This window comes from Pedobacter riviphilus (assembly GCF_014692875.1).
Classification (GTDB): Bacteria; Bacteroidota; Bacteroidia; order Sphingobacteriales; family Sphingobacteriaceae; genus Pedobacter; species Pedobacter riviphilus.
The window spans coordinates 3,284,128-3,300,724 of the sequence record NZ_CP061171.1; the positions used below are offsets into that span (position 1 = coordinate 3,284,128).

Annotated in this window: 7 protein-coding genes; 4 read left to right on the forward strand and 3 right to left on the reverse strand. The window is 40.2% G+C overall.

Features of this window, described 5'->3' with window-relative positions:
- Positions 1-364 precede the first annotated feature (364 nt).
- The 3 genes from H9N25_RS13390 to H9N25_RS13400 all read left to right on the forward strand — a co-directional run bounded on the left by H9N25_RS13390 (position 365) and on the right by H9N25_RS13400 (position 5,009).
- Positions 365-2,368 carry an alpha-L-arabinofuranosidase C-terminal domain-containing protein gene (locus tag H9N25_RS13390; protein ID WP_190326224.1) on the forward strand — a complete coding sequence of 668 codons (2,004 nt, stop codon included), beginning with the start codon at positions 365-367 and terminating at the stop codon, positions 2,366-2,368.
- 13 nt (positions 2,369-2,381) lie between these two features.
- The gene (locus H9N25_RS13395) at positions 2,382-3,923 is read left to right on the forward strand and encodes an alpha-N-arabinofuranosidase (RefSeq protein ID WP_223833377.1); all 1,542 of its coding nucleotides are present in this window, start codon (positions 2,382-2,384) and stop codon (positions 3,921-3,923) included.
- Positions 3,924-4,073: 150 nt separating this feature from the next.
- Entirely contained in the window at positions 4,074-5,009 is a 936-nt protein-coding gene (locus H9N25_RS13400; RefSeq protein WP_190326225.1) for a glycoside hydrolase family 43 protein, read from the forward strand.
- A gap of 68 nt (positions 5,010-5,077) precedes the next feature.
- Here the strand turns inward: H9N25_RS13400 and H9N25_RS13405 are convergent, their stop codons facing one another.
- The 3 genes from H9N25_RS13405 to H9N25_RS24650 are packed head-to-tail and all read right to left on the reverse strand — an operon-like array spanning position 5,078 to position 8,761.
- Entirely contained in the window at positions 5,078-7,423 is a 2,346-nt protein-coding gene (locus H9N25_RS13405) for a glycoside hydrolase family 127 protein (protein WP_190326226.1), read from the reverse strand.
- Positions 7,424-7,433: 10 nt separating this feature from the next.
- The gene (locus H9N25_RS13410) at positions 7,434-8,525 is read right to left on the reverse strand and encodes a rhamnogalacturonan acetylesterase (RefSeq protein ID WP_223833378.1); all 1,092 of its coding nucleotides are present in this window, start codon (positions 8,523-8,525) and stop codon (positions 7,434-7,436) included.
- 35 nt (positions 8,526-8,560) lie between these two features.
- Complete coding sequence (locus H9N25_RS24650) at positions 8,561-8,761, reverse strand: hypothetical protein (RefSeq protein ID WP_223833379.1); 201 nt, start codon at positions 8,759-8,761, stop codon at positions 8,561-8,563.
- Between the two features lie 743 nt (positions 8,762-9,504).
- On the opposite strand from H9N25_RS24650, the gene H9N25_RS13415 reads away from it, so the two are divergent.
- Positions 9,505-16,590 carry a type I polyketide synthase gene (locus H9N25_RS13415; RefSeq protein ID WP_223833380.1) on the forward strand — a complete coding sequence of 2,362 codons (7,086 nt, stop codon included), beginning with the start codon at positions 9,505-9,507 and terminating at the stop codon, positions 16,588-16,590.
- Positions 16,591-16,597: the final 7 nt, after the last annotated feature.

Consider the following 16,597-nt stretch of genomic DNA (forward strand, 5'->3'; position numbering starts at 1 on the left):
TTATTGGTTAGTGGATCATAACAGCCGCTGGGTAATGGCCATTAACTGATTCATGTCGAATGTAAATAGTATATTTTTAAGGTGCATCCTGTAGTATCCTGCTTTTTTATAATGACAATATGTTATAAGAAAGATTTTAAAGGTTTGTGAAAGATAAATTTTAAACATCTAGTAAAAAGTTACTTTACTAAACCCTTTTACTAATTCTGTCTATATTTCCTTTGCTTACATTATTTTCTCAAATGCTAAGATTCTAGAATTTATCAACAAAATGACTGAAGGAGAAAAAAATAAATGTTCTTATGACGTTTATTATTTTAAATATTTTACTTTTACCATCAGAATCTTCCAAATATTAAACCATATGAAACTAAATTACCCTGTAAAAAGTGTGTTTTCTGCATGCCTAGCCTATGCTTCAATTGGAATTGGCTATATTACAGAAGTGCAGGCACAAACTGCAAAAGTGATTAAAGTTAAAACAGACCATACTATTGCCAAGGTGCAACCCAATATGTGGGGTGTGTTTTTCGAGGATATTAACTTTGGTGCCGACGGCGGCATTTATGCCGAGCTGATTAAAAACCGCTCTTTCGAATTTGCCAAACCACTAATGGGCTGGAGTATCCAGCGCAAAAAACAACAGGAAGGCGAAATTTTGGTGGTAAACCGTAAAGAGGTAAATACAGCCAATCCCAGATATTTACAGGTAAAAAAACAAACCGACGATTTTGAGCTTGTAAACGAAGGATTTAAAGGTATTGGCGTAAAAAAAGGATTACGTTACGATTTTTCATTGATGTACCGCCAATTAAAACCAGGTGTAAAACTGGTGTTAATGTTAAAAGATGTGAACAATAAAATCATCGGACAGGGAAGTTTAACCCCTGATCAAACAGGTAGCGACTGGAAAAAACAATCTGCAAGTTTTACCGCTACTGAAACCGATCCAAAAGCTAAATTCTCTATCCTGTTCCAAGGAAATGGAGATATTGATGTGGATATGATTAGCCTTTTCCCTGGCGATACCTGGAAAAACCGTCCGCAAGGATTAAGGGCAGATATGGTGCAGTTATTGGCCGATATGAAACCAGGTTTTATCCGTTTCCCAGGCGGCTGTATTGTAGAAGGAACCGATCTCGCCAACCGGTACCAATGGAAAAAAACCATTGGCCCGATCGAAAACAGGCAGTTGATTGTGAACCGCTGGAATATGGAATTTGCCAACCGCGTTGCACCAGATTATTACCAGAGTTTTGGTTTAGGCTTTTTCGAATATTTCCAACTGGCAGAAGATATAGGTTCAGATGCCCTCCCAATATTAAATTGCGGTATGGCCTGCCAGTACAACTCTGCTGAGGTAGCCTCACTTGATGAACTGGACCCTTATGTACAGGATGCTTTAGACTTAATCGAATTTGCCAATGGCGATGTAACAACCAAATGGGGGAAAATGAGGGCAGATCTTGGCCATCCAAAACCTTTCAATTTAAAAATGATGGGTGTAGGAAACGAAAACTGGGGACCACAGTACCTGGAAAGGCTAGCGATTTTCACTAAAGCCATAAAAGCCAAATATCCTGATTTTAAACTGATCAACAGCTCTGGTACCGATCCCCAAGGCGACCGCTTTGACTTATTGAATACTACTTTAAGAAACAATAATGCAGATTTTATCGATGAACATTATTACCGCCCTGCCGATTGGTTTTTGAAAAATGCCGGCCGCTACGACAATTACCCACGCAACGGTTCGAAGGTTTTTGTAGGCGAATATGCTGTACATGCCAATGGTAATATTACTGGCAGCAATAAGAACAACTGGCAAAGTGCATTGGCATCGGCTTCGTTAATGACTGGACTTGAACGCAACGCAGATGTGGTACAAATGGCCTCTTATGCACCACTCTTTGCCCATATTGATGCCTGGCAATGGGCACCCGATATGATCTGGGTAGATAATTTAAAATCGTATGGTACACCAGATTATTATGTTCAGAAACAGTTTTCTACCAACAAAGGAACTGATGTAGTTTCGATTACGCTTGATGAGAAGAACATCACCGGCCAGGATGGCCTTTATGCTTCTGCTGTAACTGATCAGACGAAAAAAGAACTAATCATTAAAATTACCAATAACTCCGATCAGGCACAAAACATCGATTTCGACCTTGAAGGAAAATTAAAACTAAAAAGTAAAGGTATCAATGAGGAAATAGCGAACAGCAACCTGAATCAGCTCAATTCTTTCGAAAATCCTGAAGCGGTAAGCCCACAAAAAAATACAGTTAACCTAAAAGGCAAAAAGCTCAACATCACTTTAAAGCCTTATTCTTTTAATGTTATTAAAATCCCATTTAACCAATAGATTTAACGAGATCATGATGAAAAAACTTCTCTTATCTGCAACACTTTTCTGCAGTTCTATTTTAGTGCAGGCACAAAAAGAAACCCAGCTAACCATTAAACCTGCGGGCGATCAAGTGGTGAGCAAGCACATTTACGGTCATTTTTCAGAACATTTGGGCCGCTGTATTTACGATGGCTTTTGGGTAGGCGAAAATTCAACTATCCCCAATAAAGGAAGAATAAGATTAGATATTGTAGAAGCATTAAAAAAGATAAAAGTACCCAACCTGCGCTGGCCAGGTGGCTGTTTTGCTGACGAATACCATTGGAGAGATGGTATCGGCCCTCGAAACCAGCGTCCAAAAATGGTTAATACCAATTGGGGCGGGGTAACTGAAGACAATAGTTTTGGTACACACGAATTTTTGGATCTCTGCCAGATGCTCGATTGCGAACCTTACATCGCAGGAAATGTAGGCAGCGGAACTGTTGAAGAAATGGCCAAATGGGTAGAATATCTTAATTTTGATGGGGTAAGCCCAATGACGGCCATCCGCAGCCAAAATGGTAGAGAAAAACCATGGAAAGTTTCTTTCTGGGGCGTAGGTAACGAAAGTTGGGGTTGCGGTGGCAACATGACACCAGCTTATTATTCTGATTTATACCGCAGGTATGCCACTTATGCACGCAATTATCCAGGTGCTCCGCTAAAAAGAATTGCCAGTGGAGCCAATTCAAGCGATTACAACTGGACTGAAACCTGTATGAAAAATATTGGTGACCAAATGTGGGGATTAACCTTGCACTACTACACACTTCCAACCGGAAACTGGGGCAAAAAAGGGTCAGCTACTAAATTTGATGAAGCACAATACTTTTCGACCATGAAAAACTGCTTGCATATGGAAGAACTGGTAAGCAAACACGCCGCAATAATGGATAAATACGATCCTAAAAAGAAGGTTGCTTTAGTGGTTGACGAATGGGGAATCTGGACCGATGTAGAGCCTGGTACTAACCCTGGTTTCTTATATCAGCAGAACAGTTTACGTGATGCTTTAATTGCAGGTACTACTTTGAATATCTTTAATAATCACTCAGATCGCGTTAAAATGGCCAATCTGGCGCAAACAGTAAACGTTTTACAGGCTTTAATCTTAACTGAAAAGGACAAAATGATCCTTACGCCTACTTATCATGTTTTTGATCTCTACAAAGTACATCAGGATGCCAAATATTTACCAATTGCCTTTACCAGTCCCGATTATGTTGTAGGCGATCAAAAAATCCCAGCCTTAAACGTTTCTGCTTCGCAGGATGCCAGTGGTGCTATCCATATTTCTTTGGTCAATTTAGATCCGAACAAAAAAATTGCGTTAAGTACCGTTTTAGATGGTTTGAAATGGAGCTCAGTTACAGGACAGATTTTAACCTCAGCTAAACTAACCGATGTAAACACGTTCAACGATTTGAACAAGGTGCACAATGCAAACTTTACAGGTGCAAGAAAATCAGGCAGTTTATTAAAAGTAGAATTACCTGCTCAATCTGTTGTTGTTCTCGAATTAAAATAAACTTATGAATACAAAATAACCAGCAAAATGCTGGTTATTGCTTTCTCTATTCAAATGGTTAAGGAGTAAACCAGATACAAAACTGAAAATCAGCCCTTAACATGATGCCTTTGGGCGGTTTCGTAATTGCTGTAGAACAAAAACAAAACAATGAAAAAACTAATATACCTTTCCATACTGCTGTTATCAACAGTCTGTAATGCCCAGGTACAGTCTAAAAAAGACGTTTATCTCTTTGCTTATTTTAAAGGCAATGGTGAGGATGGTTTACACCTTGCTTATAGTAACGATGCATACAATTGGACAGCGCTTAAAAACGATCAATCGTTCCTTAGCCCTACTGTAAGCAAAGATAAGCTAATGAGAGATCCCTGCATTATACGTGGGGCTGATGGCTTATTTCACATGGTTTGGACAGTAAGCTGGAAAGATAAAGGCATTGGTTATGCCAGCTCGAAAGACCTGATTAACTGGAGTGAACAACAGTTTTTACCCGTTATGATTAAAGAAGATGGCGCCAGGAACACATGGGCTCCCGAAATAACCTACGATAGCAGTACCAAAACCTATATGATTTATTGGGCAACCACCATTACAGGCAAATTTAACGAAACAGCTTCGACAGCAGAAAACGGCTACAACCATCGCTTATATTATGTTACCACTAAAGATTTCAAAACCTTTTCTGAAACTAAACTGCTCTACGATCCGGGCTTTAATGTTATCGATGCTACTATTGTGAAAGAAGGTAAACAGTTTATCATGTTTTTAAAAGACGAAACCCGTGAACCTGCTCAAAAGAATATCAAAATAGCCTATGCCAATCAGTTAACTGGCTCTTACAGTAAGGCAGGAAGTCCAATTACCGGAAATTACTGGGCTGAGGGACCAACAACCTTAAAAATCGGCAATAACTGGATGGTTTATTTCGATAAGTACCGCGATCATAAATATGGGGCAATCCAATCTGTAGATTTAAAAAACTGGACTGATGTTTCAGATAAAATCTCTTTACCAAAAGGTTTAAGGCATGGCACCATATTAACCATCAAAGAAAAAGAACTTGAGGCTTTATTAAAGCAATAAGGGTTAAGAAAGCGAAGTAATACCTGATTCTACGTGGTCTGTGAGGACACAGACCACATAAAATAAATCTACTTCAGCAACCTTACTTCATATATATTGGCTATAGCAGATCCCTGATCGGCAACGAATTTCACTTCTAAATCTGTTTTTAACAACGTTTTCGGAATTTGATATTCCTGCGTATAAAAAACATCGCCCTTGCTCCCATCTAACTTTACATTTTCAACAGCAACGCCATTGATCAGGATAGAGAAGTTTTTATTCTTTTCCTTTCCGAAATATGTTAAACTCAGCTTGGTGCCTAATAAATCTTTGTTCTTTAACACATAACTAAACCATGCTTTCCCATTTCTAAAATGCCTTTCCCGATAGGTTCCATTATCGGTTTGCTCACCTTTAAAATTATGATCCGATTCTGGCTGTTGCTCTCCGGTATTAATCAGATCGATGGTTTTCTGTTCCATTTTCATCTTTTCTTCTTCAGCCAACTTAATCGCCATCGCGCGTTTCGATAATGCTTCAGGACTACTGTAGGGAAAATAAACCACATAGCGCTTTTCGGCCAGGCTGTAAAAAGGAACTAATTTTAAGGATTTGTATTTGGGTTGATAGATTGCATTTCGAGCATTGAAAGTAAAACTGTTTTTATCAATCAATGTAATTTCGTCTGCTAAGGCATTTTTAGCTCCTGTAACGAGTGGTGCATCGCTAATCGGGAACAGTGCTCCCGAAGCAATATGCCCCATCCTGCTGCCATCAGCGGTTAAATTAGGCTGACTTAAAGTATCCATTGCCGCAGCAAGTACAATCGGGCCATGCAGAAAAGCCACCCAATCAGAACCATCAGGCATAAATTCAGTAGTGGTGTGCATCGGTAATGAAATATTAAGCACATCGCCAGCAGCCCAAACACGGTCGATACTGGCATAACCGTTTTCATCACTTTTTACCATTACCTTTTTTCCATTGACCAACACGGTCATTTTTCCCTTTTCTATCCAGGCTGGCTGACGGAAATGTAAAGCAAAACGCTGTTTGTTTTTTAATTGAAGTTTGAGTGTCGTATTTTCCGCATCAGGAAAAAGCGTTTGTTGTGTAAGCTGAATACCTTTTTCTTTCCAATTTAAAGTAGAAGGGATAAAAAGATTTACATAAAGATCATTTCCACTGTGTGCATAAATTAATTCGCCATATTTACCATGGCTCTCCAATCCCGAACCTACACAGCACCAGAAACTTTCCTGTGGACTTGAATAGGTACGGTAATGTCCTGGCCGCATTGGTGTAAAATATACAAAACCACCTTCTGGCCTTTGCGAAGAAAGGATGTGATTATAAAGTGTACGTTCGTAGTAATCAAGGTAAGTGTTTGAAGGAGCTGCTAAAAATAACTGTTTAGTAAGCTTCAGCATATTGTAAGAATTGCAGGTTTCAGGTCCTTCGCGCGATTCTGTCATCGAAGAAAAATCATTGGCTGGATGAAAATGTTCTCTAACGCTATTTCCGCCAATGGCTACGGTTCTATGTTCCACCACTGTTTTCCAAAAGAAAGCAGCTGCATTTGCCCAGGAAGGATCTTTGTCCAGCAAGGCAATCTGTTCAAAACCAATCACCTTAGGAATCTGCGTGTTTGCGTGCAAACCATTCAGCGCATCCGTATTTTTTAATAGTGGCTTTAAGATAGATTGATCTGAAAACCGTTTGGCCAACTGAAGGTACTTTTGGTTGCCCGTTATCGCGTAAACATGGGCGAAAGTTTCATTTAATCCGCCATGTTCGCTCTTTAATAATTCCTGTATTTGCTGATCGGATAAATTGGAGACCAGATCTACGCACCAATCCGTTAGTTTAATAAGCATCTGCTTTGCTTTTGTATTGCCTGCAACTGCGTAAGCATCGTAAAGCCCGGCATAAATTTTATGGATATTGTAAAGGGGCACCCATTTTCCATTTAGCGAAAAACTGGATGATTTTATATTTCCGGCTTTAATCTCTTTCCAGATATCCTTGCCTCCTGGGATCCCCGCCAAATACCCATCACCATTTTTAAGCTGACATTTATCCAGTTCGGCAATCATATATTCCAACCGCTCTTTTACTTTTATATCTCCGGTAGAAGCATACATTAAAGCAAGGGCCGATAAATAATGTCCGCCGATATGCCCATCTAAACCTGTGTTTTCCCAGTTTCCGTAAGATGCTGCCTTAGGCTTTAGCCCCGCTTCTCTTAAATATGGCGCCAGAAGTCTATCCGCATCCAGCGATAGCATATACTTTTTATCGGTTTCCTGAGCCTGTTTAAAAGGTCCTTCGAGTAATCGAACTTCTGTTAAATTAAATGGCTGCAAACTGGTTTGCCCAAATGCCGCTGCACACACCGATGCAAATAATACCGCAATAACTATTTTTTTCATTTCTATCTCTTTAATTACCATCTGGTTTAACCACACTGCTTTTCGGACTTTCTGGCCAATGCCAATTTGCCGGGTTATCTGGTTTTGCAGGATCAAATTTTGGTAGATCATCTACCAAATATTTGGCAATTCCCAATTGCTGCTCTTTAATGCCTAAAATAACACATTGCGCAATTTCATAAGCGCCATAAGGATTAAAGTGCGTATTATCGGCCAAAGCTTTATCCTGACCAGGATAACTGTTTGCTGGGTAATGAACAAAGGCTTTTTTAGATGCTTCTTCACCCAGGGCATTAAATAAAGTCGATGTCATGGCATTCAGATCGATTAAAGCCACTTGCTCTGCGGCGGCTACCTTTCGTGCTGCAGCAGGGAAATCACCAAGAGAATTTATAATTTTCCCCTCAGGGCCAAAAGATCTTCTGCTGGTTGAGGTTACCACCACCGGGATTCCGCCTTTTTTCTTCACTTTCGAAATGAATGTTTTTAACCTTTCGGTGTAAGATTTATAAGCGCCATCGTTTGGTCCTTTATCTTTTTGATCGTTATGTCCAAATTCGATAAACAGATAATCACCAGGCTTCATCACACTTAAAATCTTCGCTAATCGCTTGCTCCCCAAAAACGAGCCCAGTGTTAGGCCCGATTCGGCATGATTGGCAATGGCAACCCCTGGCTTAAAAAACCGCGGGATCATTTGCCCCCACGATGCCCAAGGCTCATCATCCTGGTTCACCACAGTTGAGTTCCCGGCTAAGAAAACAGTAACCTGGTCTTCAACCTTCGTAATTTCGAGTGCCTGTAGTGCCGTTTGATGGTCAAATTCCAGGGTCAGTTTATCATCCCAATCGAGTTTGGTAAGTTCGCGTGGTTTTAACGAAACCAGTTGGCCGTCAGCAATGTGTTTATCTTTAACGTTTACGATAAATGTTTTGGCTAGCGATTGCCCTGCAGAGGTTTTCACATTTTCGAGCATCAACCTTCTCGATTCTGCTTTTACTGTGCTTAACGCAGGGCCTTTCGGATCGCCAAGTGTAACTGTTATTTTGTAATTTCCTTCAGGAACTGCAACCGAAAAATAAAAAGGTTTATCACTTTTCACCAGATCTGATGTTAAAAAATTCTTCCCGCCATAATCTACCCCTCAACTTTCGAATCAAAATCGAAACCATAACCCTTTTCTTTACTGTAAGCATCGTTAGGTAAAATCTGTATATAGCCTTTGGCAATCTTTCCTGGTCCGAAATCGAATTTGTAGCTGTTTCTTTCCTGTGCCTGCGATAGATTGACCATTAAACCAAGGAAAATAAATGGTTTAATAAACTTTTGAATGCTCATATAGTTTGGATTTGCTGCACGGTCTGTTTCAACAGTCTTATTTATTCAGACCATTTTCTCATAAAATTTGAAATCTGGTTAATTAAACGTCGTATAGACGGTTATAATACAAATATATAAAAACAATTCCCATTTAAAGGATATTGAACAGTTGATTTAAAATTTAAGCATTTTCTATTTTAAAAGACCATCTTCCCCAACACAAAAACAGCAAACACACAATATTTACTACTAATTAAACATACACAATAAAGTAATTTAGAATACTAGTAAAATTTCGGCAATTTTGAATTAAAAACCCTTAGCAAAAACAAATACAATTGGATAACATTAAAAACACTATTCTTCAGATCAAAACGAATTAAAATTTGACACTTTTTTAATAAAAAAACAAAAAAAACATCAACACAAAACATAATAAATCAACTAATTACAAAAATAATTCATAAATTAACCCATTATTAATATTAACCCAATGTAAGGCCGCTTCTTTTGTATATGAAATTAAAATAAACCATATTAAGAAGCATAATTAAATACATTAATGAGAATTTTGTTCATAAAATTCATTTTTTAATGAAAAAACAAGGCACTTTTCAAGCGCCTGTTCAGTTCATTCATTTATAAATTTTTGAAACAATTTGACTTAACCAAGTCGTATATTAGTCTAATTAATCATACACACTAATTGCAGCGCTAAAAACCTGTGTTATTGCGTATTACGGTGAGCATAAAGAACCATTATGCCTCACTTAAATCATCCACCAAACAGAAGATTAGAATCAAAATCTAAAGCCATGAACAAACACGCCATTATTGGAGTAACTCCCTTCGAAATCCCTGACAGTAGATTGGTTTCCAATTTACAAAAAGCAGATTGCTTTCCGGTTCTCAGTCTTGGACATAGTAAAAATGAAGCTGAAAAAGCCCTTCAAGCCCTAATAGAAGTAGGCATATCAGATTTCGGTGTTAGCATCAATTCAACAGAATTAGCAAATATTGATCTTCCAGCACAAGTAAGCTTAATTATTGCACCTTATGATTTCGTGCTGAAACGTAAAACAACTGCAAAAATTATCTATCAGGTTTACGACCTTCAATCGGCATTAGCTGCCCAGGCAAACGGTGCGGATGGAATTATTGTAAAAGGAAATGAAGGTGCCGGCCGCGTAGCATACGAATCTTCTTTTGTTCTTTTTCAGCGGATTATTAAAGAAATTTCTTCCATTCCGGTTTGGATTCAGGGGGGCGTAGGTATTCACACGGCAGCCGCTTTAATGGCACAAGGCGCAGCGGGAATCATTTTAGATAGCCAACTTACCTTATTTCCAGAATGTTCAGCTCCTGAAGATTTAAAAACTATTTGTGGTAAGTTAAGCGGAACTGAAACCAAACTGATTGATAATTGCCGCATATTGGCCCGTCCCAATTCACCGGCATTGGCAGAAGATATAGATTATAATGATCTTCAAAAGTACTTTAAAGGTTACGACCTGGAAACCAATTACCTTCCAATGGGTCAGGATATTGCCTTATCGATTGATCTGGTAACTAAATACAAAAAGCTCGATAAACTGGTTTTTGGAATAAAAGAGGCCATATATGGCCATTTAAAACAAGCCAAAGCCATCAATGTAATAAAGGCAAACAATTCGTTGGCCAAAGATTTAAATATCACCTACCCTATTGCGCAGGGCCCTATGACCAGGGTAAGCGATGTTGCTCCATTTGCTGATGCCGTTTCGGAAGCTGGAGCCTTATCGTTTATTGCCTTATCCTTATTAAAAGGAGCATCGGCAAAAGGCCTGATTGATGAAACTAAAAAATTGGCAGGCGAAAAAACCTGGGGGGTAGGTATTTTAGGTTTTGCACCACAAGAGCTTAGAGATGAACAACAGGAATATATCTTAAATGCAAAACCTCCTGTTCTGTTAATTGCCGGTGGAAGGCCTTCGCAGGCTAAACCTTTTGAAAAAGCGGGCATCAAAACCTTTCTCCATGTGCCCTCTGCCTCGCTTTTAGATATGTTTTTAAAAGAAGGTGCTAAACGCTTTGTATTCGAAGGTCGCGAATGTGGTGGTCACGTCGGCCCACTATCTAGCATGGTATTGTGGGAAAAACAGATCGAACGTTTGTTAAAAGAAGAAAATCCGGAAAATATTAGCGTTTTCTTTGCCGGCGGTATCCATGATGCTTTTTCTACTGCATTTATTTCGGTAATGGCTGCTCCTTTGGCCGCTAAAGGAATGAAAATTGGTGTATTAATGGGCACGGCATACTTATACACCAAAGAAGCTGTTAGTACGGGTGCCATTTTAGATAAATTCCAGCAGGAGGCTATGCAGGCAAACGAAACCGTTTTGCTCGAAACTGCGCCAGGACACGAAACCAGGTGTTTAAACTCTTCATTTGCCACTTTCTTTAACGAAGAAAAAAAGAAGTTACAGGCTGAGGGAATGGATAAAAAAGAAATCTGGTCGAAACTGGAAACATTAAATGTTGGCCGTTTACGTATTGCTGCAAAGGGTATAGAAAGACGTGGCGATGAACTGGTAAAAATCGACGAAGCTGAACAAACTGACCTGGGCATGTACATGATCGGCCAGATTGCACCTATGCATAAAGAGGTGATGTCGTTGCTTGATCTTCATCAGGATGTAGCCAACGAAAACTATACGCACATTTTAAATGCCACACTTCCTGCACCTCCTGTTAACAAGGCAAAAGCACTTGATGTGGCCATTGTAGGTATGGCCTGTATTTTCCCGGGCGCTAAAAACCTCGAAGAATACTGGCGCAACATTATTTTGGGCAAGGATTCGGTAACGGAAGTGCCGGATGAAAGATGGAATAAAGAACTGTATTATAACCCTGATTCTACTGATGGCGATATGTCGCACTCAAAATGGGGCGGTTTTATACCAAGAATAGATTTTGATCCTTTAGAATTTGGTATCCCGCCACAGTCGCTTGCAGCTATAGAACCCACCCAACTACTTACCTTAATGGTGGCCAAACAGGCCATGCAGCATGCAGGTTATGCTGATGGTGGTGTAGACAATGAAAATGTTTCGGTAATTATTGGTGCCGAAGGTGGAAACGACCTCGCCAACAGCTATAGTTTTAGGGGCTATTACAAGCAGATGTTTGGCGATATGCCGGCTGAAGTAGATGCTGCCTTACCAAAAACAACCGAAGATTCTTTCCCTGGTATTTTGGCGAATGTAATTTCAGGCAGAATCACCAACAGGTTAAACCTGGGCGGCAGAAATTACACTGTTGATGCGGCCTGTGCTTCTTCGCTTGCTGCAATCGATCTGGCCTGCCAAGAGTTATTTTTAGAGAAATCGGATATGGTTTTGGCTGGAGGAGCGGATTTGCATAATGGTATTAACGATTACCTCATGTTCTCGAGTACACATGCCCTTTCTAAAAAAGGAAGGTGCGCCACTTTTGATGCTGAAGCAGATGGAATTGCACTTGGCGAAGGTATTGCCATGATCGTATTAAAAAGATATGATGATGCTTTACGCGATGGTGATACCATTTATTCTATTATTAAAGGTGTTGGCGGATCGAGCGATGGCAAAAGCCTTGGTTTAACTGCACCACGCAAAAACGGACAGGTAAATGCATTAGAAAGGGCTTATAGTCAGGCTGGGATTACACCTTCTTTGATTGGTTTGGTAGAAGCACATGGTACAGGTACTGTGGTAGGCGATAAAACAGAAATCAGCGCATTAACCGATATGCTCAACCAATCGGGTGCAACCGCCGGACAAACGCATTTAGGCTCTGTGAAAACGCAGATCGGCCATACCAAATGTGCAGCCGGTATTGCGGGATTAATCAAAGCATCATTATCGGTTTACCATGGCATTAAACCACCTACTATTAATTTAAAAACCCCTAACAGCTTTTATAATGCACAAACCAGTCCTTTCGCTTTCCATACCGAAGCTGGTTTATGGATGGAAGAAAAAAGATATGCTGGCGTTAGTGCCTTTGGTTTTGGTGGAACAAATTTCCATGCGGTATTAGAAAGCGCAAAAAATACAGAAGATAAAAATTCGATATTAAAATCGTGGCCATCTGAACTTTTTGTTTTCAGGGGCAATACCTATGAGGAAGCTAAAAATCGCGTAATCTCGGTAAAAAATCTCTTAGAACTGAACGATCAGATCGAATTGAAAGATATTGCCTATAGTTTAGCAACTGCAGATACCAAACCTGTTCAATTGAGCATCGTTGCCAACCACGCGGAGGATCTGGTAATGAAAATCGATCTTGTTCTATCTGGTGTAGAAAGTAAAGATACTTACCTTACCCAAAAACAGGATGGCAAGGTTGCTTTCATGTTCCCGGGGCAGGGAAGCCAGCGGATAAATATGGCAAGGGATCTTTTTGTGGTTTTTCCTGAAATGAGAAAACTGTTGAAAGCTTATCCTGAATATGAAAAAATCCTTTTCCCAAATACTGTATTCAATGATGCAGATGCGAAAGCACAAAAAGAACGCATAAAAGATACCCGCATGGCACAACCGCTATTGGGTATTGTTGATCTGGCCATTGCCAACTTCTTAAAATCATTGGGTATTGTGCCTGATATGGTTGCCGGCCACAGTTATGGAGAATTACCAGCACTTTGTTTTGCTGGCGCTTTTGAGGAAGAAGCCTTGGTTTACCTGAGTGCAGAACGGGCAAAAGCCATTTTAAATGCTGTTGAAAATGGAGATCCGGGTACCATGCTTGCCGTGAGTGCAAAACCGGAAGATCTTGCGCAATACTTGGGCGATATTGCCTCTGTTTATCCGGTAAATTTTAATGCGCCAACCCAATGTGTAATTGCTGGCAGCACTGAAGCCATCGGAAAATTAGCAGCAGTACTAAAAGAAGCCAAAATATCTTTCCGCCCGCTTGAAGTGGCCTGTGCTTTCCACAGTCCATTGGTGGCCAAATCGAAACAGCTTTACCAACAAGTGCTTTCTGGCGTAAACTTTAATGATCTAAAAATTCCGGTATGGTCTAACACCACGGCAAAAGAATACCCAACTGAAGCTGCCGCTGTAAAAGAACGTTTGACCGACCATTTAATAAAACCTGTCCTTTTTGTTGATGAGCTTAGGGATATGTATGCTGCCGGAGCCAGGGTTTTCGTAGAAGTTGGCCCTGGCAAGGTGCTAAGCGGATTAACCAAATCCTGCGTCGGCAAAGACGAAGTGATTTTACATACCGAAGATCAAGGTCAGAACAAACTCAGCAATTTACTGGGTACACTTGCTGGCTACATGGCTACAGGTCGCGAAATCAAGCTCGAAAAATTATTCGAAGGGCGTTCAGTTAAAATCATCAATCTCGACGAACCCTCAATTTACAAAAAAAGTCCTGCCATTTGGTATGTAAATGGTCAGCATGCTGTTCCATCAACAGGTAAACTTCCTGCAAATGGTGCATCCCCTATTACTAAACCGATTATCCTTATGAATAACACCTCTACACTAACTGAAAATCAACAAGTTAATAACTCATCCAAAGACTTGATGATGCAGGAGTACCTGCACAGCATGAAAATGCTGATCCAGGCACAACGTGATGTGATGCTTTCCTTTTTAGGACAGGCGCCCGCGATGTCTACGCAAATCATTAATCAGCCTTTAACATCATATCAGGTGCCTCAACCGCTTCGTACCGAAAATCAGATCACGGTCAAACAGGAAATACCACAAATTGAGGTAATAACACCTGTAGCTGCACAAAAAGATTTAAAATTGGTGCTGTTGCAGATCGTGAGCGATAAAACCGGCTATCCGCAGGAAATGCTGGGTATGGAAATGGATCTTGAAGCCGACTTAAGTATCGATTCGATCAAACGCGTCGAAATTATAGGTGCTTTACGTACCGAACTGGGTGGTTTTTCTCAACTGAACCTCCCAGAAGATAAAATTATGGAACAGCTTGCCGGGCTAAAAACCTTAAGCAGCCTGGTAAACTGGATTACAGAAAACACCGAACAACCAAAAGCGGTTAGTACACCTGCCATAGCAGTAGCTCCAACAATCCAGGCAGAACAGACAAAATTTTCATTAGATCAGTTAAAATCAGCCATTCTTGATGTAGTGAGTGAAAAAACGGGTTACCCTAAAGAAATGCTGGGCATGGATTTGGATCTTGAAGCTGATTTAAGTATCGATTCGATCAAACGGATGGAAATTATCTCCTCTTTAAAAGAAAAAATTGGATTTGGTTCACAAAGCGACCAAGCTGATGATTTAATGGAGAAACTGGCCGCTATCAAAACCTTAAATGCACTGGTTAACTGGATTGCAGATGTTGAAGCAGAAAGCTCGGAGGTGCTTACCGAAGCAAAAAAGCTTATTGAGGAGAGCATCGATGATCAAACGGTTAAAGAAAAATTATCCCGTTTAAGATTTGAGCTAACTCCTGCTGCACTTACCATTACCGAAGCAGCTATTTTAAAAGGCCAGCGTTTTGCCTTAACCGATGATGGTGGCGGACAGGCGATCAAAATCAAGAAAGTGTTGGAAAAACATGGTGCCATTGCCGATCTGGTGAGCTTTGAAGACTCATTGGATGGCTATCAGGGCCTCATCATCTTGAACATGTTCGAAGCACAGCAAAAAGTAGGCATTCTCGATCATTTCGCAACCATTAAAAAACTAAATTTTGATACCGTAAAATGGGTGTACCTGATTGCAGATACCAAACAGTATTTTAACGATCAATCTGATATTTCTTTCTTGAGAAATTATCAAGGTTATTCGGGCTTCTTTAAAAGTTTAGACCGCGAATACGAGCATACCAAATGCCGTTTCATTAGTCTCGAAACCAAGATGTCGCCAGATGAAATTACCAATATTACCTTAAACGAAATCCTGAATCCAGATAAACCTTCAGAGATTATTTACAATGACCATAAAAGGCATATTATGGAACTGGTACCGCAACCTTTAAGTACCGAAACGGATGCCCACATCCATTTGGATAAAGATGCGGTAGTGATGGTTTTAGGTGGTGCGCAAGGTATAACCGCCGAACTGATGATCCATTTCGCAAAAGATTATCCTTGCAGGTACATTCTGGTAGGCCGTTCTGCAAATCCAATCGCCTCTGCAAATGAAGCCAGCTCCTCGTTAAAAACCAAAGATGAGATCAGACAGTACTTAATTAAACAGGGAGAGATTAAAAAACCTGCCGAGATAGAACAGGAAACAAATAGGATTTACAAAAACAACCAGATTTTACGCTGCATTGCAACTTTAGAAGAAGGTGGATCGACGGTAGTTTACGAATCCTTAGACCTTAAAGATGAAGAAGCTTTAACCCGTTTGATTAATCAGGTTTACGAAGATTATGGTCGCATAGATGGCGTGGTACATGGTGCAGGTTTATTGGAAGATAAACTATTCAGCAGTAAAACCTCTGAATCATTCGGACGTGTTTTCGATACCAAAGTAACCCCATTAAGGGTATTGGCTGAACAATTAAGGCCAGAAACCCAATTTGTAATCCTTTTCTCGAGCATTGCTTCTGTTTATGGAAACCGCGGGCAAACCGATTATGCAGCGGCAAACAGTGTAATGGATAAATATGCCTGGGCCTTGAAACAGAAGATTCAAGGGAAGGTAATGGCCATTAACTGGGGCCCTTGGAAAGGTGCAGGTATGGTTTCGCCAACATTAGAGAAAGAATACCAACGGAGGGGAATTGCCTTGATCCCTTTACAGGATGGGATGGAAACTTTCCTGAACGAACTTAAATATGGTAAAGAAAGCCAGGTATTAATTATGGCCGGAAACACCTGGACATAGAAAATCG